This is a genomic window from Paraburkholderia sp. SIMBA_054, assembly GCF_046534875.1.
Lineage (GTDB): Bacteria > Pseudomonadota > Gammaproteobacteria > Burkholderiales > Burkholderiaceae > Paraburkholderia > Paraburkholderia hospita.
Window position 1 is genome coordinate 43,097 of sequence record NZ_JAWRXV010000004.1, and the last position, 17,288, is coordinate 60,384.

Sequence of the window (17,288 nt, forward strand, 5' to 3'; positions counted from 1 at the left end):
AGACCTATGTTTTCAGGCCGTTTCGACGACGTTGACGAGATTGCTCGCCATGGCGCACGCGCAGTGAATTGTTTGCATACCGATCTTGCACGGCCCGGATCAACAGCTGCGAACCTGCCGCGCGACATCGGCAAGCTGGTGCCGCAGCCATTGCAGCGCGGGGTCCGTGTCGTTGCGTTCGTGCCAGACGGCGCGCACAGCGGCGTTGTGGCACTCGTAAGGCGTCGCGCACATTTTCAGTTCGCCGTAGCGCTCCAGTTCACGGCCAAGCGATGACGGCACGAGCGCGAGCATGTCGCTGTGACGAAGCAGTGCGGGAACGGCCAGCGAATGCGCGACCGACATGCGCATGCGCGGCACGTCGGCACCGTCGGCGAATGCGCGGTTGAGCGCATCGCGGTTGAACATCTCCGATTGCCGCGCGAGCCCGCGCTCGACGATGAAGCCGCTCACTGCGCCCTCTTCCTCGCCGCCTTGCGAAATGGCGACAAGCGGATAAGCAAGCAGATCGTCACGCGTAACGGCGCGCTCGGCGATGGGGTGGTCTCGATGAAGCAGCACCACATCCGTCTGCTCCCACAGTTGCGCCGACCGCAAGCGCGTCGGCACGTCCGCGAATATGCCGATCGCCACATCGATCCGGCCGACGTCGATCTGGCCTGCGAGATCGAGCCGCGTCGATGGACGGATCACCAGGTCCACGAGCGGCGCCTCCGCGCGCAGCCGTTGACTGAGACGCCCGAGCACCAGCGACGTGATGTAGTCATTCGCCGCGACGACGAACTTGCGTTGCGCGACGCGCGGATCGAATGCATCCACGCCCAGCGCCGCCCTGATCTGCGCCAGCGCACCGCGCACCTGCGCAGCCATGCCGACGGCGCGCATCGTTGGCTCCATGCCCTTGCCCGTGCGCACGAACAGGTCATCGCCGAGCACCTGACGCATGCGTCCAAGCGCGTGGCTGATCGCGGATTGACTCAGATTCAGGCGCTTGCCCGCCAGGGCGAGATTGCGGTCTTCGAAGATCGCGTCGAATACGCGCAGCAGGTTCAGGTCGATGCGATCCGCTGACATGGTCCTAACCCTCATGATGATTGGTTGCAGGCTGTGCCGCATGACGATACCGGCGGCAACTCGCGCCGAATGCTTCGAAGATCGAACGCGACAGTGCGTCGTGTTGCGTCATGACTTCCGGGTGCCACTGCACGCCGAGCGCGAAGTCGTGTCCGTTCAGCCGATACGCTTCGATCAGACCGTCGGGCGCGCGAGCTTCGACGACAAGCCGCGGCGCGAGCGCGGCAACGCCCTGCCGATGCAGCGAATTCACGCGCACGCGGTGCGCGTTGGCGAGCGTCGACAGCATGCCAGCAGGCGTGAGTTCGACTTCGTGGCGGTATCGATAGCGGGTGGACAGATCTTCTGCGAGGTCTTCGAGATGGTCTTCCGAATGACCGGACGCGTAGATATCCGTGTGGAGCGTGCCGCCAAAGGCGACGTTCATTTCCTGGAAGCCACGGCAGATTGCGAGAATTGGCATGCCGCGCGCCGCCGCGCCGCGCATCAGTTCCAGCGCGACGTGATCGCGATCGGGATCGGAAAGCGCGTCGCGACTTGCCTCGCCGCCATACCTGTGCGCCTCCACGTTCGATGCGCCGCCCGGAAACAGCAAGCCGTTCACGCCATCAAGGTAATCGTCCACCGATTCGATCTCGCGTGATGCCGGAATCAGCACGGGACTGACATTCGCACCCGACATCAGCGCGCGAACATAGCTGTGCTTCGCGCCATGCTGGTCGTGTTCACCGACGAAGAAGCGGTCGCATACCAGTCCGACGAGAGGACGGCCGTGTTTTTCAGCGCTCATTCCGCAACTCCTCGACGGCATGCACATCGCGGCTCGCGAGCGTCTTCAGATCGAATGCTGGATCGCGCACCACCTCCGGCGTAACTCGCGCGCCGTTCGCGAGCAGCTTGCGCGCGAACATGTGATCCTGCGGCCGGTTGATGCTATCGACGGCGATCAGCTTGTCGTCGCGAAAGTAGAACAGCGAGAAACGCTTGTCTTCGACGGAACCGCGCATCGCGTAGTCGGTAAAGCCCGCGTTCACGCCGGCCATCTGCAGCTTCAGGTCGTATTGATCGGACCAGAACCAGGGCAGCGCGCGATACGGCTCCGACCGCCCGACAACTGTTGCCGCTGCCGTCTTTGCCATATCGTTTGCGTTCTGCACGGATTCGATCCGGCATGCGTGCGTGCCCGGCGGCGCCCAGTGAGGGACGAACGAAGCGCAATCGCCGGCGGCGACGATCGACGGGTCGCTGGTGCGCGCGCAGGCGTCCACCACGACGCCGCCCGCCACGTTCAACCCGCAATCGGCGGCGAGTTCGGTATTCGGAACCACACCGATACCGACCACGACGAGATCGCAAATGAGCCGTACGCCATCATCGAGTTCAACCGATACGCTCCCATCCGTGTCGTGCAGCGCCACCACCTTGCGGCCGAACTCGAACGCGACGCCATGCTCCGTATGAGCACCCAGCATGAAGCCCGACAGCCACGGCGACGCGACGCGTGCAAGCAGACGCGGCTCCGTCTCTACCACCGTCACTTCGAGTCCCTGCTGACGCAGCGAAGCCGCCGCTTCGAGACCGATATAGCCGCCGCCGATCACGACCGCGCGTCGCGCCGTGCGCGCAGTCTGTGCGAGACGCCTTGCGTCGCGCAGATCGCGTAAGTAATGAACGGCGCCAAGTGTCGCGCCGGGACAGTCGAGCTTGCGCACGCGCGCGCCCGTCGTCAGCGCAACGTGGTGATACGCGATGCGCGAGCCGTCGTGCAGTTCGATCTCGCGACGCTCGCGGTCGATGTGCGTGGCGCGCGTCGACGGCATCCATTCGATCTTCTCTTCGTCGAAAAACGCCTGCGAACGCAGCGGTAAACGCTGCTCCGCAAAGCTGCCCGTCAGAAAGCCCTTCGACAGCGGCGGTCGTTGATACGGCGCATCGGGCTCGTCGCCGAGCAGGACGATACGGCCGTCAAAGCCGAGTTCGCGCGCGGACGCGGCGAGCTGGACGCCCGCATACGACGCGCCGACAACCACAAGCGTGCTATTCATGATGTCACCCTTGCCTGGGCGGAATCCGGACGACAAGTCCTTCCGTCGCAGCCATCATGACGAGCTGGCAGCTCAGCCGGCTTTCGGGCCGTCGCTCGGCGGCGACGCCGTCGAGCAGTTCCAGTTCGGAGTCGTCGGGTAACGGCAGATCCGCCGTCGACGAGCCGTCGATATAAACATGGCACGTCGCGCACGACAGGCAGCCGCCGCATTCGGCATCGATGCCGCGCACGTTGCCGTGAATCGCGGCCTCCATCACGCTGGTGCCGGCGGGTACTTCGATTTCGCGGCGATCGCCGTCGCGCAGAATGTAGGTGACGATAGGCATGACTTCTCTCCTTGATGGGAACGCCATCAGAACGTTTCGAAATATTCGCGGTGTTCCCACTCGGTCACTTCCAGATTGAAGCGATTGATCTCCGCTTCCTTCAGCTTGCAGAAGTAGTCGATGAATGCGCTGCCGAATCCTTCGCGCAGCGATTCGTCGGCATGTAGCGCGGCGATCGCATCGCTCAACGTGCGGGGCAATGCAACGGCCTGCGTTTCGTAGGGCGTATCCGCCGAGGCGGGCAGTTCGAGTTTACGTCTGAGTCCGTCCAGCCCCGAGAGCACCTGCGAGCCGAAGTACAGGTACGGATTCGCGGCCGACTCGCCGACGCGGTTCTCGATGCGCGTCGCGGGATCGTTTTGTCCGCCCAGCACGCGCAACATCACGCCGCGGTTGTCGCATCCCCAGTTCGCGCGATCGGGTGCATTCGAATACGGCCGATAGCGGCGATATCCGTTGATGGTCGGCGTCGACAGTGCGGCTGCGCCTTGCGCGTGCGCGAGCAAGCCTGCGAGATACCGCTGTCCGACGGTCGAGAGCGGTGCGTCCGTATTTGTCGGCATGAACGCGTTGGTGCCGTCCGCGCTATGCACGAGCGACTGATGCAGATGCCATCCACTCGAAACAACATTCGGAATGCGCGGGCGACACATGAATGTCGCGTGATAACCGTTGCGCTGACAGATCTGCTTGACCGCGCTGCGAAACAGAATCATGTCGTCCGCACTCTTGATGCCTCGGGTCGGCGCGAACGTGAACTCGAACTGGCTCGGGCCGTATTCGACTTCGAGCGAGCGCACGGGCAACGCGAGCCCGTCGATGCCGCGCCTGAGCATTTCCATCACGTTATCGACGGCGTCGTAGCGCAGTTCCGTCAGATACTGATAACCGTGCGACAACAGCTCGACATCGGGCGGAATGCCCGGCTGACCTGAATGCTCGGGCTTCATGTTCGGATCAGTGACCTTGAAGACATGAAACTCGACTTCGAGACCGGACACGAGCTCGAACCCATGATTGCCGAGCTGTTCCAGCGCATGGCGAAACAGATGACGCGTGCCGAACGGCACGGGCCTGCCGTTCGGAAAGTAGACGTCGCACAGCACCCAGCCCGTATGCGGCGCCCACGGCAGAATGCGGAAAGTTTCGGGATCGGCGACCATCAACGTATCGCAGGCACCCTGCATTTCAGGCATGTCGAAGCCGCCGCCTGCCGTAAACACGGGGAACACCGTGCGGTGCGACGCATCTTTGGCGAGCAGCGTGCTCGTCAGCGTGACGCCAGACTTGAATGCGTTGATCGCCTCGTCGACGACGAGCGTCTTGCCGCGCAGCAGTCCGTGCTGATCGGGAAACGAAAAGCGGACCACTTGCACGTCGCTCTTTTTGAGCCGTTCGAGCAGCTCGGCGTACGCATCATGCTGGGCGTCCGTCCACAAACCATGGTTTTCAACAAAAGACATCGTGCTTCACGCGGCAGTTGAACGGCCGCGCGCTCCATTGTGATTGCGGGATCCGTCCTCAAGCCTTCGGCGCGGGCCACGGCGCGGCATCGCGGCGTTTGACGTCGGATGCCTTCCAGTAGTCGTCCCAGCCATCGGCGGGCCCAATGCCGTCGATCGATGCCGGTCCCGTCAGATGCGCCGCCTGCTGTTCGTCGATCATCATCAGCGTCTTCTCGCCGGCGCGCGTCTTCTCGATCGCATCGACGAGCAGACGGCGGTACGCGATGATCCCCTTGTCGGTCGTGCCCAGATGCTCGCGCGTGCGGTCCTGGATCGCGCCCTGCGATTCGACGGCCCACTGGTCGTGGACGTTGATGTCGAAACCCATGCCCGTGTAGGTCTGGCTCTGTTGCTCGTCGATATCGAAGCCGTAGTGGTTGCGTTTGTTCTTGCGCGATGTGTAATCGGGAAGTTCGTACAGGTCGAGCCGTTGCGCACGCATCTGCGCCTTGTCGGTCGGCGCGCCGAAGCTCGTGAAGATCGCGTACCAGTAACAGTTCTCGTCGTCGACGGGCACGTGCCATTGCGTGATCGTCATCTCCGCGCTCATCGGTATCACGAACGCCTGCGGAAACACGACGTTGGTCACGCGCACGTGCGTCTGCGTGTCGTCGAGCGGGCGCTTCGCGATCAGCCGAAGCCCATAGTCAGCCGGACTGACGAGAATCTCGGGCGACTCGTATTCGCGCAGCACCTTCGTGATCGGCATATCCGAATCCGCCGACGCGCCACGAAACTGCTTGCCGTAGCTGTCGCTCACGTCCTCGTCTTCGAAGAAACGGTGCAGGAACGATGCGTGGGCGGGATCGATGCCGACTTCGAGCGCTTGCAGCCAGTTGCATTCGAACAGCCCTTTGAAGGCGAACGTGTATTCGCCCGGCGCGGCGAAGCAGTCGAAGTTCGGGAACGCAGGCGGCTCGCCGCCGCCGATGTAGGCGAACAGAATGCCGCTGCGCTCGACCACGGGATACGCGCTTTGGCGGACCTTCTTGCAGAGCGTGCTGCCGATGGGTTCGCCGGGCGTCGACAGACAGCTTCCGTTGACGTCGAAGAGCCAGCCATGAAACGCGCAGCGCAGGCCGCCTGCCTCGAGACGGCCCGCCGCCAGATCCGCGCCGCGATGCGGGCAGTCGCGATCGAGCATGCCGTAGCGACCCTGCTCGTCCTTGAATACGACGAAGTCCTGACCCATCAGCCGCACCGCACGGACGGGGCGCTGCGCGGGCAACTCCTCCACGAGCGCCACGGGCTGCCAGTAGTTGCGCAGTAGCTGGCCGGCGGGTGTGCCTTTGCCGACGCGCGTGATCGTGTCGTTTTGCTGGGAACTCATCATGGCCTGTCTCCGGTTGACCTGAATGCATGAGGCGGCTTGCTGTATGCAATGCGACCTCTGATGAGCACGAAGAATAGAGCTAAGAATTCATATATTCAATCCCTGCATACACAACACACCGCTCAAGAATCCGTTTTTATCGTCAAAATCATGGCCAACATTTCTTTATATCTTTGATACATATAGATATTTTTCTACACTCCAGGACTTTCCCTGGCGCATACGCTCAGAGCCCTGAAATCACGATTCAGACCATCTTGCATACAATGCAGAACATCGCGCCACCCGCGTCCGCATTTTCCGGCCCCGCGCCGCCTCGCATGCCCTACAATCAGACGCACGAAGTCCGCCGCGGCTAACCCGGCAAGAGCACCGGAGAATGAAATGGAATCCCAGCAAGAACGTGTATTGGTGTATCTGCGCGACCTGATCCTGAAGGGCGAATTCGCCCCCGGCGAGCGCCTCGGCGAAGTCGCGCTCGCCGAGCGGTTGCAGGCATCTCGCACGCCCGTTCGGCTCGCGCTCACCACGCTCGAACAGGAAGGCCTTGTCGAACCATCCCCGGCGGGCGGCTATGTGATGCGGCGCATCACCGCCGCGGAAATCGCGGATGCCATCGCGGTACGCGGGCATCTCGAAGGCATGGCTGCGCGTCTCGTGGCCGAACATGGCGTGCCGCGTCAGTTATCGAACGCGCTGAACGAATGTCTGCGCGGTGGCGACCGGTTGCTCGCGAAGTCCGAACTGGACCTCGACGACTACGCCGCATACACGGACATGAATAGCCGGTTTCACAAGCTGATCGTCGAAGGCTCGGGCAACGCGGCGCTGATCCGCGCGATCGAAATGAACAACCGCCTGCCGTTCGCCGCCGCAAGCGCGATGCTGCCGATGCAATCCGCCATCGACGAAGGCCGTCAATGGCTTTTCATGGCACATCAGCAGCATCACAGCCTCGTGCAGGCGATGGAACGCGGTGAAGGCACACGCGCGCAGTCGCTGGCGACGGAGCACGTGCAGATCGCGCAAAGAAACCTGACCTATGCGCTCGAACGTCCAGAGGTTTATCTGAAGCTCGCGCCTGCGTTGCAGCTTGTCGCGGAGGCGGTTTTATAAGCGCCGTGTCGGTACGCGTACCGACTGCATGGCGTCGAAACCCGTTTTAGACGCTGGCTGGCAAATCCCATCTGCTGCAAGTTGAACTTGCAGCCTTTTCACCGCAGTCCGTCCTTCGCCTGTGTCATCATTGGCTTAACATTTTCAAAGCCGTGGAGACCGGTCCTAAATGAATTCGGACGCCTATATTGTCGACTCCATTATCCGATCGCGGAAAGCTGTTCGGGTCTTTCGTCCAGACGCAGTTTCGAAAGAAAACGTCATTGCTATTCTCGACGTCGCACGTACGGCGCCCAGCAATTCGAACACGCAACCGTGGCGCGTTCACGTGCTGGGCGGCGAGGTCAAACGGCAATTCAGCGACGCGCTAGCGCGTGCTCACGCGGACGAAACGCATCCGCCGCTGCAACACATGCCGGAACCTTTACCCGACTCATTCCGCTCGCGACAGGAGGATTTCGGTATGCGCTACTACGGCGCACTCGGTATCGACAAATCGGACATCGATGGACGTTCCCGGGCGACAGGCAGAAACTTCGATTTTTTCGGCGCCCCCGTCGGCATGATTTTCACGATCGATGCCTGCCTAAAGAAGCACAGCTGGCTCGACTATGGGCTGTTCCTTCAAACCGTCATGATTGCGGCTCGCTCTCGCGGACTGCATACGTGCCCGCAAGTCTCGTTCGCGCGTTACCAGTCGGTCATCGCCAATCAACTCGCGCTTGAACCGGGCCACGAGGTGGTCTGCGGGATGTCTCTCGGCTATGCGGACGAGGATTCCGTCGTGAACCGACTCCAGATCCCGCGTGAGTCGGTCGACGGGTTCGCAAGGTTCGCCGGGCTCGACGAATAGAACTGACGCACGTCTTGCAAGCACGCCCGCAAACGCAATGCGTGCGCGTGATCGCAATGGCCCATCGAGCCCATCTGACCATTCTCCGCGTCACGCAACCGACATTCTTTCCCTCGCTGTTCTCAACATCTTCTCCTCAGAATCATGACCATCAAAGTTCTTGCTCTATGCGGAAGCGGCCGCAGCGATTCATTGAATCGCAAACTTCTGGACATCGCGGCGCGCGGCGCGCATGAGGCCGGCGGCGAGATTACATTTATCTCGTCGGCGGATTATCGGTTGCCACTGTATGAAGGCGACTTCGAAAACGGGAACGGCGTGCCTGACAGCGTAAGAAATCTGCAGCGACTGTTTGCCGAACACGCAGCGCTTCTGGTTGCATCGCCGGAGCACAACGGCGGTTACACGGCGTCGCTGAAGAACGCGATTGACTGGATCAGTCGACCTCTCGAGAGCGGTGAGTCCGGGATTCGGCTATTCGCAGCGAAAGTGGCCGCCGTGGTATCCGCATCGCCAGGACCGATGGGCGGTGTTCGTTCGATGCTCGGCATGCGAGGGGTGCTTGAAAAGCTGGGCGCCATCGTTATTCCCCAAGGATTCTCACTTGGCGCCGCGCATCTGGCATTCACCGAAGCGGGTCGTCTCTCCGACGAAAAGGCGGATGCCGAGGTCCGACTGGTCGGCGCCCGTTTGGTTGAAACGACACGGCAACTCTCCCGACAATAAGCAGGAAGGGGGTGCGTAGCCCATACGCCCGGTCCGCTAATCGAGTCTGATGCGCAACTGGCGCCCCCCCTACTCGTTGCTTTTAACCAGGTTGGGTATCTAAAATATTTATCGGTAAGAAATTTTCGATGGTCGGCAGACCGCTTTGCCGACCGTGCTTCGCGCCTGCTGCCCCGTCTGAAGACATCATAATTAGCCGTAGAACCGTGGTTGACACACCCGAGACCGCTGTTATCTCATGCGTTTATTCAATGCGGGATTTGCTTCGTTGACAGACCGTCTTGCGAAGCGACGCGTGTCACGGGACTTACGGCTATGGCAAAAATCATCGGCGGGCTTGCCGCATCACATACTCCGACGATCGGCTTCGCGTTCGACAAGAACAAGCGGGACGATCCGGTCTGGGCCCCAATCTTCGAGAATTTCGCTCCGCTGGCCGACTGGCTCGCCGAGAAGCGCCCCGACGTGCTGGTCACGATCTATAACGACCACGTCACCTCGTTCTTCTTCGATCACTATTCGGCGTTCGCACTAGGCGTCGGCGAGCAATGGCAGGTCGCGGACGAAGGCGGCGGCGCACGCGATTTGCCCGCCATCAAGGGCCATCCGCAATTCGCTGCGCACATCGGCAAGTCGCTGATGACGGACGAGTTCGACATGTCCTTCTTTCAGAACAAGGCGCTCGATCACGGCTGCTTCTCGCCCCTGTCGATGCTGTGCCCGCACAAGCCGGAGTGGCCCGTCAAACTCGTTCCTCTGCAGATGGGCGTTCTGCAACTGCCCGTGCCCAGCGCGCGGCGCTTCTACAAGCTCGGTCAGGCGCTGCGCCGCGCGATCGAAAGCTACCCGGAAGATCTGAAAGTCGCGATTCTCGCGACGGGTGGCCTCTCCCACCAGGTGCACGGCGAACGCGCCGGCTTCAATAACACCGAATGGGACCAGCGCTTCCTGGACCTGTTCGAGCGCGACCCCGAGCAACTCGCGAACATGACGATCGCCGAATATGCGGAACTCGGCGGCTACGAAGGCGCGGAAGTCATCATGTGGCTCACGATGCGCGGCGCGCTGTCGTCGAACGTGGTCTGCAAGCACCGCAGCTACTACCTGCCGTCGATGGCGGGCATCGCGACGGCGATTTATGAAGGCGAAGACAGCGAACCCAATCCGGCCATCGTCGAGCGGCATCGCCAGAAGATGGCGGTTGAACTCACCAATGTCGAGAAGCTCGACGGCACGTATCCGTTCTCGATCGAGATGGCCGTGCGCGCGTATCGGATCAACGACTACCTGCATCGCATGGTCGAACCGGAGCATCGCGAAGCGTTCAAGTGCGACGAAGAAGCGAGCTTCGAGGCGGCAGGCCTGACCGAACAGGAGCGCGACCTGATCCGCCGGCGCGACTGGCGCGGACTACTCCACTATGGCGTCATCTTCTTCATGCTGGAGAAGCTCGGCGCCGTCACAGGCGTGTCGAATCTGCACATCTACGCCGCGATGCGTGGCGAAACACTCGAAGCATTCCAGAAGACCCGCAACGCGCCCGGTGCGCTTTATTCGGTAGCCGGCAAGGGTAGTCAAAGCCTTTCATGGGACAAGTCCGGGTCGCCCAAGCAATAGATCGCACGGACGCCTAGCCATTGCACTGACAGAGACAGCAACGATGATCATCGACATTCACGGCCACTACACCACTGCACCGAAAGCGCTGGAAGCCTGGCGCAACCGCCAGATCGCCGGCATCAAGAATCCGGCTGAGATGCCGCACGCGTCCGAACTGCACATTAGCGACGATGAATTGCGCGAGTCTATCGAGAGCAACCAGCTTCGGCTGATGCGCGAGCGTGGCCTCGATCTGACCATTTTCAGTCCGCGTGCGAGCTTCATGGCGCATCACATTGGGGACTTCGAGGTCTCGAGCACGTGGGCGGCCATCTGCAATGAACTGTGCTTTCGCGTGAGCGAACTGTTCCCGGACCACTTCATTCCGGCGGCGATGCTGCCGCAAAGTCCAGGCGTCGATGTCAAGACCTGCATCCCTGAGCTGGTGAAGTGTGTCGAGCAGTATGGCAATGTCGCCATCAACCTGAACCCGGACCCGTCGGGTGGTCACTGGACCAGCCCGCCGCTGTCGGACCGGCACTGGTATCCCATCTACGAGAAGATGGTCGAATACGACATCCCGGCGATGATTCACGTCAGCACGAGTTGCAACGCGTGCTTTCACACTACCGGTGCGCATTATCTGAACGCGGATACGACCGCGTTCATGCAATGCCTCACTTCGGATCTGTTCCAGGATTTCCCGACACTGCGCTTCGTCATCCCGCACGGCGGCGGTGCTGCGCCGTATCACTGGGGGCGCTTCCGTGGGCTTGCGCAGGAACTGAAGAAGCCTCTGCTCAAGGACCATCTGCTGAACAACGTGTTCTTCGACACCTGTGTCTATCACCAGCCGGGCATCGACCTGCTGACGCGTGTGATCCCCGTCGAGAACATTCTCTTCGCAAGCGAAATGATTGGCGCCGTGCGGGGCATCGACCCTGAAACGGGCTTCAACTACGACGACACGAAGCGCTATGTCGAGGCAGCGGCCATCGACGCAGAGGACCGTTACAAGATCTACGAGGGCAACGCGCGGCGTGTCTATCCGCGTCTGGACGCTGCCCTCAAGGCAAAGGGAGTTTGACTATGTATGAAATGGGCGTTGTCTACCGCAACATCAAACGCGCGGATAGGGAAGTCGCCAGCAAGCTTGGCGCCTTGGGTTCTGCCACCGTTCACGAGGCAATGGGTCGTACCGGCCTGCTCAAGCCGTACATGCGCCCTATCTACCCTCACGCCCAGGCGTGCGGTACAGCGGTCACGGTCCTGCTGCATCCCGGCGACAACTGGATGATGCACGTCGCCGCCGAACAGATTCAACCCGGCGACATCGTCGTTGCGGCCATCACGGCGGACTGCACCGATGGCTACTTTGGCGATCTGCTGGCGACCAGCTTCAAGGCGCGCGGCGCCACGGGTCTCATCATCGATGCCGGTGTGCGCGACGTAAAAGTTCTCGAGGAGATGGGGTTCCCCGTCTGGAGCAAGGCAATTTCTTCGAAGGGCACGATCAAGGCAACGGTGGGCTCGGTCAATATCCCGGTGGTTTGCGCTGGCGCACTCGTTTCGCCTGGCGATGTGATCGTCGCGGACTTCGACGGCGTGGTCGCCGTTCCTGCGTCTGCCGCCGCCGCGGTACTCGACAAGGCGAGTGCGCGGGAAGCGCTGGAAGCAGAGAAACGCGCGAAGCTCGCTTCCGGTGTTCTGGGACTCGACATGTACAACATGCGTGAGCCGCTGAAGCAGGCCGGCCTGCGTTATATCGACTGATTGAGACGGGTATGTCGACTGATACTTCGCGTGTTTCATTGACCGTCATTTCGTCGATGGCTACGCGTCATGTTTTGACGCAGCTTGCGCAAGCGTACGAGGCCATGTCCGGGCAGCGCGTTTCGATTGTTTCGGTAGGCGGCGTTGAAGCGGCCCGACGCATTCAGGAAGGCGAGCGTTTCGATGTTGTCGTTCTTGCGTCCGACGCACTCGATCGGTTGGAGCGTGATGGTCACATCATCTCTGGAAGCCGCGTCGGTGTTGCGCGCTCGGAGGTGGCGGTCGCCATCAAGCACGGAGAGCCGCGTCGGGACGTCAGTTCAGAATCCGCTGTACGCGATGCCGTGTTGCGCGCTCGGACCATCGGGTATTCAACGGGACCGAGCGGGACGCATATCATCAATCTGCTTCGTCAATGGGGCATTGCTGAGGTCATCGCGGATCGTATCGTCGAGGCGCGGCCCGGTGTACCCGTTGGCAGTCTCGTCGCCGAAGGAAAGGTCGAACTCGGTTTTCAGCAGCTAAGCGAACTTGTCCACGAACCCGGCATCGATATAGTCGGCATGCTTCCAGCAGCGATCCAGGCTGTCACGGTCTTTTCAGCGGCAATCTGCGCAACGTCGGAACGACAGGAAGCCGCCAAAGCCTTCCTGAACCATCTCGCTTCCGCGGACGGCGATCAGGTGAAAATCGCGCACGGAATGGCGCCTGTCTGACTTTCGTGTCGATCCCAATATCCGCGAACAGCCGGAAGCTTGGGAGAGACTGCGGTGACGGCCGGGCCTTCACCGCAGTCTGTCAGGTTTCGCGTCCGGATCGCTTCAAACGAAACTAACCCAGTCACCCTTCGCTCGGATCATACGCCGACACGCAGTTCTCAAGCTTCCATTTCTTCTCAGCGTCCGTATCAGGCCGAGGCGGTCGAATGCCGTCGATCAACCACAGTTCTCGCGGCGTTTCGCCGACGTGCAACTCGTAGTGGTAGCCCCGATCCTGAACAAATGGCGCTATCGCTGCATTCGCCTTGCGCAGCCACGACTCCGTCCACACGACGTCCTTGGCGATGTGTCTGGCGAACTGGTCCAGTCTGATTCTCACAAAGTCGTCTCGTGACACGCCTCCCATGTAGAAGGAGTCCTTCGGCTGCTCATGAAACAGGACGCCTACGTAGAAGCGAGGAATGATGTAAATGTCGGCGATACGGTTGGCCATCTCCTGCTTGTCATCTGCCGTGTAGGCGCCGACGGGATGATAGATATTCCACAAAGGCATTTTTGTCTCCATGCATCAATAGATGCCGCGTTTCTTATGTCAGAACATCCGGGTCTCTTGCGAGATTGGATGAATTTGACATGAGTGAGGCGGCGGTATCGGTAGTCCAAGGATAGGCCACCGGTGAAAACCAGTGCGCTTCGCAACGCAGCGCTTTTAGGAAAAGCAATCCGCCCTAGTGGCGACGCGGAAGGCCAAGTATGCTGCGAGCTTCGTCAGGCGTTGCCACGTCTCCTCCGATGCTTTTGATGATATTCACCGCACGCTTAACCAGCGCAGCGTTGCCCGGCGCCAACTCTCCTTTGGCAAGATACAGATTGTCCTCGAGGCCTACGCGGACATGGCCGCCAAGAATCACGCTTTGCGCCACGATCGGAAATTGGGCACGCGAGATGCCGAACGCCGACCAACGCGCGCCCTCGGGCAGATACCGCTTCATCTGAAGAAGACTTTCGGTGTCGGCGGACGCTCCCCATGGCACGCCAAGGCACAACTGGAACAGCGGAGCCTGGAAAACCCCCTGCGTTTCAATCAGGTGGCGCGCGAGGCGCACGTGCCCGAGATCGAATACCTCGAGCTCCGGCTTCACGCCCGCTTCCTCGATCAAGGTTGCCATCTTGACCAGATGGTCTGGCACGTTAACGAATGCGCGATTGCCGAAGTTCATGGTCGCTATGTCGAGCGTGCAGATTTCCGGACGCAATTCGAGCACATGCTGCACGCGTGCCTCAGGCGTCATCATCGTACTCAGTTCACTGCCCCGGTTCGGGTCTTCGTCGCTGGGAACGAAACGTGCACCCGGACCCGTCGTCAGATTGATCAATATCGGGCACCCGCTATCGCGGATACGCGAAACGACTTCTCTGTAGAGCGACAGCTCCGTGCTTGGAACGCCAGTCCTGGGGTCACGAACGTGAATGTGAGCGATGCTCGCGCCGGCTTCACATGCTGCAATGGCCTCATCGGCGATTTGCCTGGGCGTGACGGGCACTGCAGGGTTCAGCCGCGGGGTATCGTCGCTTCCAGTGAGTGCGCAACTGATAATCGTCTTGCTTGTCATAGTGTTCGTTCAAAGGGAATATGAATGAAGCGCCACAATCGCGCGCTTCGCCATGGGCGCAGCGTCAGGCGTCCCGTTCAGGCGGCCCGCGCGGGGCCGAACGGTGCCACCCCGACGGGCGCAACCTTGATCAGCTTCTTGTTGACGAACTCGTCGAAGCCAAGCTGAGAAAGCTCCCGACCAAAACCTGAACGCTTGACGCCACCGAACGGCAATTCCGCCGACGTGCCGAACGGCTGATTGACGAACACCATGCCGCTGTCGATCTGCGCGGCGACCCGCTCGCCGCGTTCGGTATCCGCGGTGAACACCGACGCGCCGAGACCGAACGGCGTGCCATTAGCGAGCGCAATCGCGGCCGCTTCATCCTCGACGACGTGGAAAGCGGCGACGGGTCCGAACAGTTCTTCGGCGAAGACGGGATTTTGCGGCGTGATGTCGGTCAGAACAGTCGGTTGCAAGTAGAAGCCCGGGCGCTCGACGCGCTTGCCGCCACACACGATGCGCGCACCGTGCGAAGTCGCGCGCTCGATCTGCTCAAGCAGCAGGTTGAGTGCGCGCTCGGACGAGACGGGGGCGACGGCGGTCGCCGGATCGGTGGGATCGCCGGTCTCGAGCGCGGCCATACGCGTCGCGAAGCCATCGAGGAACGCATCGCCGCGTGCCTTGCCGACCACGATGATGCGTTTGGAGCTGACGCATAGTTGACCCGCATTGAACATGCGGCCCGCGACGGCGCTTTGGATGGCCCAGTCGAGCGGCGCATCCTCCAGTACGATGAACGGGTCGCTGCCGCCCAGTTCGAGCACGACTTTCTTCAGATTGCGGCCGGCACGCTCGGCGACCGCGGCACCGGCGCGCTCGCTGCCCGTCAGCGTCACACCCTGGACGCGCGGATCGTCGATGACGCGCCCGGCCTGTTCGATCGAGATGAACAGATTCGTATATACGCCATCGGGCGCACCCGCTTCCTCGAACAGCCGCGCGAAGGCCAATGCCGATTGCGGCACGTTTTCCGCGTGCTTGAGCAGCAGGACGTTGCCCACCATCAGTTGCGGCCCGGCTACTCGCGCAATCTGGTAGTACGGCAAATTCCACGGCTCGATGCCGAGCAGCACGCCGACCGGCTCGATGTGCACTGCAGCGCCGGGCGCTTCTGCGAGCGGACGGGGCTGCAGATAGGCGTGTGCGTGCTTCGCGTAGTAATCGAGGATGCTGGCCGCCGATTCCACTTCCCTTAGCGCTTCCCCGCTGCGCTTGCCCATTTCCAGCGTCAGATAGCCAGCGTATTCGACCGCCTTTTCCCGCAGCAGCGCCGCCGCGCGCGACACGATGCGTGCCCGGTCGCTGACCGGACGGCGGCGCCAGTCGGTTTCAAAAGCGCGATGCGCCGCAGCAAGCTTCGCTTCTAGCAACGCGTCGGATATGTCGTCGTAGGTGGCGAGCAGTTCGCCGGTGGCAGGATTGATGGTCATGTACGGCATGAGGTTCTCCGTGAAAAGGGATGGCATCGCGTCATCGCATGACCTCATGCTAACACCGTTAACACCATCTCTGCACACGCTTTTGACGCCAGGAATAACCCTCATGGAACTTCATGTTAACGGTGTTACTATAATCAGGTATTTTTTCAACTGAGGAAGCGAAATGGCAAAGGGATATTGGGTGGCGGCGTATCGAGCGGTCCATGACGCGAGCAAGCTCGCGGCATACGGCGTCCTCGCGACAGAGGTGGTGAAAGCGGCGGGCGGAAAGTTCCTGGTGCGAGGCGGAGAGGTCGTTGCGTTCGAGGCGGGTCTGAAGGAACGGACGGTCGTGGTCGAATTCCCGAGCTTCGAACAGGCTCTTGCCACGTTTCAGAGTGAGGCTTATCAGAAAGCGTTGGCCGTACTGGGGGACGGAGCCGAAAGGGACGCGCGCGTTGTCGCGGGCGTCGACTACTGACGCTCATTGAAGGGTAGCGAGGCCGCCCGCACTGTATGTCAGCGCGGGCGCTGTTCACTGGAGCAGCCAGCATTCGACCAGTGTGACGATATGACTGTCGACTCATGCGCCGCCGGCATCAAGTTCAATCCCAATACGAGGATTTCCCTGCCGCACTGTTCCAATCGAGGATTTCCGGAGAAAGTTTTGGATGATAGACAAATGTCGTTACGCGCCCTGGTCGAGCATTGGCTTGCACCCGGTAAGACGCAGCGGGTCAGAGTCGTCGAGTTTCGGAATAACAGAGTCACGCAGCAATGCTATGTACGTGTGGAGGTGTTGAAGACAGGCGAGCGCATGGCGATGTTCTTCTTCCGGCACCAGGATGGCATATGGCGCGTATTTCCCCCTGCTCGAGTCCGGCCCGCGATGGGCTGCAGTCTTAGTTTTACTCGCTAACGGAATCAACGCGATGTTTCTGACGGGAAAACGTGTGTCGAGTCGATCACGATGCATGTTATTTAGTTCGTTATGCTATTTGTTCAGCATTACGGGCTGCACTGTAGCGTTCGAATAGTCGAGCCCCCCCAGCTGTCTTTCCAACGACAGAGAAACGAACCTCTCCACGCGTTACGTATTGAGTGTCCCGAGTGCGCAGTGGCCAGGGAAAACGCGACTATC

Annotated in this window: 17 protein-coding genes; 8 read left to right on the top strand and 9 right to left on the bottom strand. The window is 61.0% G+C overall.

The genetic code is table 11. From position 1 onward, the window contains the following. Positions 1-99: 99 nt before the first annotated feature. Genes SB822_RS06170 through SB822_RS06195 form a run of 6 tightly spaced genes read right to left on the bottom strand, consistent with a single transcriptional unit; the run spans position 100 to position 6,285 of the window. Positions 100-1,074: a LysR substrate-binding domain-containing protein gene (locus SB822_RS06170; protein WP_007580859.1), complete on the bottom strand. Its 975-nt coding sequence runs from the start codon at positions 1,072-1,074 to the stop codon at positions 100-102. Between the two features lie 4 nt (positions 1,075-1,078). Then, positions 1,079-1,864, bottom strand: a complete 786-nt coding sequence (locus SB822_RS06175; protein ID WP_410854303.1) for a gamma-glutamyl-gamma-aminobutyrate hydrolase family protein — start codon at positions 1,862-1,864, stop codon at positions 1,079-1,081. After that, positions 1,854-3,119 carry an NAD(P)/FAD-dependent oxidoreductase gene (locus SB822_RS06180; RefSeq protein ID WP_410854304.1) on the bottom strand — a complete coding sequence of 422 codons (1,266 nt, stop codon included), beginning with the start codon at positions 3,117-3,119 and terminating at the stop codon, positions 1,854-1,856. The genes SB822_RS06175 and SB822_RS06180 overlap by 11 nt, the downstream gene beginning before the upstream one ends. Before the next feature lie 4 nt (positions 3,120-3,123). Beyond that, positions 3,124-3,447: a 2Fe-2S iron-sulfur cluster-binding protein gene (locus SB822_RS06185; protein WP_410854305.1), complete on the bottom strand. Its 324-nt coding sequence runs from the start codon at positions 3,445-3,447 to the stop codon at positions 3,124-3,126. A 26-nt stretch (positions 3,448-3,473) separates the two neighbouring features. Next, a complete protein-coding gene (locus SB822_RS06190) occupies positions 3,474-4,910 on the bottom strand; it encodes a glutamine synthetase family protein (RefSeq protein ID WP_410854306.1) in 1,437 nt (478 codons plus the stop codon). Between the two features lie 58 nt (positions 4,911-4,968). After that, positions 4,969-6,285, bottom strand: a complete 1,317-nt coding sequence (locus tag SB822_RS06195; protein ID WP_024163259.1) for an aromatic ring-hydroxylating dioxygenase subunit alpha — start codon at positions 6,283-6,285, stop codon at positions 4,969-4,971. A gap of 384 nt (positions 6,286-6,669) precedes the next feature. On the opposite strand from SB822_RS06195, the gene SB822_RS06200 reads away from it, so the two are divergent. From SB822_RS06200 to SB822_RS06230, 7 genes are all read left to right on the top strand, one after another. After that, positions 6,670-7,401 carry a GntR family transcriptional regulator gene (locus SB822_RS06200; protein WP_007730231.1) on the top strand — a complete coding sequence of 244 codons (732 nt, stop codon included), beginning with the start codon at positions 6,670-6,672 and terminating at the stop codon, positions 7,399-7,401. Between the two features lie 169 nt (positions 7,402-7,570). Further along, entirely contained in the window at positions 7,571-8,254 is a 684-nt protein-coding gene (locus SB822_RS06205; RefSeq protein WP_086915542.1) for a nitroreductase, read from the top strand. 144 nt (positions 8,255-8,398) lie between these two features. Beyond that, positions 8,399-8,980, top strand: coding sequence for an NADPH-dependent FMN reductase (locus tag SB822_RS06210; protein ID WP_410854307.1), 582 nt, complete (start codon positions 8,399-8,401; stop codon positions 8,978-8,980). A 315-nt stretch (positions 8,981-9,295) separates the two neighbouring features. Continuing rightward, a complete protein-coding gene (locus SB822_RS06215) occupies positions 9,296-10,597 on the top strand; it encodes a gallate dioxygenase (protein ID WP_410854308.1) in 1,302 nt (433 codons plus the stop codon). 43 nt (positions 10,598-10,640) lie between these two features. Next, positions 10,641-11,666 (top strand): amidohydrolase family protein, encoded by a 1,026-nt coding sequence (locus SB822_RS06220; RefSeq protein WP_410854309.1) that lies wholly within the window; start codon positions 10,641-10,643, stop codon positions 11,664-11,666. Between the two features lie 2 nt (positions 11,667-11,668). After that, positions 11,669-12,352: a 4-carboxy-4-hydroxy-2-oxoadipate aldolase/oxaloacetate decarboxylase gene (gene ligK / locus SB822_RS06225; protein WP_410854310.1), complete on the top strand. Its 684-nt coding sequence runs from the start codon at positions 11,669-11,671 to the stop codon at positions 12,350-12,352. 11 nt (positions 12,353-12,363) lie between these two features. Beyond that, positions 12,364-13,068: a substrate-binding domain-containing protein gene (locus SB822_RS06230; RefSeq protein ID WP_410854311.1), complete on the top strand. Its 705-nt coding sequence runs from the start codon at positions 12,364-12,366 to the stop codon at positions 13,066-13,068. A 124-nt stretch (positions 13,069-13,192) separates the two neighbouring features. On the opposite strand, the gene SB822_RS06235 is transcribed toward SB822_RS06230, so the two are convergent. From SB822_RS06235 to SB822_RS06245, 3 genes are all read right to left on the bottom strand, one after another. Then, complete coding sequence (locus tag SB822_RS06235) at positions 13,193-13,624, bottom strand: tautomerase family protein (RefSeq protein ID WP_410854312.1); 432 nt, start codon at positions 13,622-13,624, stop codon at positions 13,193-13,195. 175 nt (positions 13,625-13,799) lie between these two features. Next, complete coding sequence (locus tag SB822_RS06240; protein ID WP_410854313.1) at positions 13,800-14,684, bottom strand: 3-keto-5-aminohexanoate cleavage protein; 885 nt, start codon at positions 14,682-14,684, stop codon at positions 13,800-13,802. A 77-nt stretch (positions 14,685-14,761) separates the two neighbouring features. After that, positions 14,762-16,168 carry an NAD-dependent succinate-semialdehyde dehydrogenase gene (locus tag SB822_RS06245; RefSeq protein ID WP_410854314.1) on the bottom strand — a complete coding sequence of 469 codons (1,407 nt, stop codon included), beginning with the start codon at positions 16,166-16,168 and terminating at the stop codon, positions 14,762-14,764. Between the two features lie 163 nt (positions 16,169-16,331). Here SB822_RS06245 and SB822_RS06250 point away from each other — a divergent pair, with 163 nt between their 5' ends. Beyond that, entirely contained in the window at positions 16,332-16,628 is a 297-nt protein-coding gene (locus SB822_RS06250; protein ID WP_410854315.1) for a DUF1330 domain-containing protein, read from the top strand. Positions 16,629-17,288 lie beyond the last annotated feature (660 nt).

Bases quoted from the DNA above. Each gene is read 5' to 3' on its own strand.
- SB822_RS06170 (WP_007580859.1), bottom strand. From the start codon at position 1,074: ATGTCAGCGGATCGCATCGACCTGAACCTGCTGCGCGTATTCGACGCG.
- SB822_RS06175 (WP_410854303.1), bottom strand. From the start codon at position 1,864: ATGAGCGCTGAAAAACACGGCCGTCCTCTCGTCGGACTGGTATGCGAC.
- SB822_RS06180 (WP_410854304.1), bottom strand. From the start codon at position 3,119: ATGAATAGCACGCTTGTGGTTGTCGGCGCGTCGTATGCGGGCGTCCAG.
- SB822_RS06185 (WP_410854305.1), bottom strand. From the start codon at position 3,447: ATGCCTATCGTCACCTACATTCTGCGCGACGGCGATCGCCGCGAAATC.
- SB822_RS06190 (WP_410854306.1), bottom strand. From the start codon at position 4,910: ATGTCTTTTGTTGAAAACCATGGTTTGTGGACGGACGCCCAGCATGAT.
- SB822_RS06195 (WP_024163259.1), bottom strand. From the start codon at position 6,285: ATGATGAGTTCCCAGCAAAACGACACGATCACGCGCGTCGGCAAAGGC.
- SB822_RS06200 (WP_007730231.1), top strand. From the start codon at position 6,670: ATGGAATCCCAGCAAGAACGTGTATTGGTGTATCTGCGCGACCTGATC.
- SB822_RS06205 (WP_086915542.1), top strand. From the start codon at position 7,571: ATGAATTCGGACGCCTATATTGTCGACTCCATTATCCGATCGCGGAAA.
- SB822_RS06210 (WP_410854307.1), top strand. From the start codon at position 8,399: ATGACCATCAAAGTTCTTGCTCTATGCGGAAGCGGCCGCAGCGATTCA.
- SB822_RS06215 (WP_410854308.1), top strand. From the start codon at position 9,296: ATGGCAAAAATCATCGGCGGGCTTGCCGCATCACATACTCCGACGATC.
- SB822_RS06220 (WP_410854309.1), top strand. From the start codon at position 10,641: ATGATCATCGACATTCACGGCCACTACACCACTGCACCGAAAGCGCTG.
- ligK (WP_410854310.1), top strand. From the start codon at position 11,669: ATGTATGAAATGGGCGTTGTCTACCGCAACATCAAACGCGCGGATAGG.
- SB822_RS06230 (WP_410854311.1), top strand. From the start codon at position 12,364: ATGTCGACTGATACTTCGCGTGTTTCATTGACCGTCATTTCGTCGATG.
- SB822_RS06235 (WP_410854312.1), bottom strand. From the start codon at position 13,624: ATGCCTTTGTGGAATATCTATCATCCCGTCGGCGCCTACACGGCAGAT.
- SB822_RS06240 (WP_410854313.1), bottom strand. From the start codon at position 14,684: ATGACAAGCAAGACGATTATCAGTTGCGCACTCACTGGAAGCGACGAT.
- SB822_RS06245 (WP_410854314.1), bottom strand. From the start codon at position 16,168: ATGCCGTACATGACCATCAATCCTGCCACCGGCGAACTGCTCGCCACC.
- SB822_RS06250 (WP_410854315.1), top strand. From the start codon at position 16,332: ATGGCAAAGGGATATTGGGTGGCGGCGTATCGAGCGGTCCATGACGCG.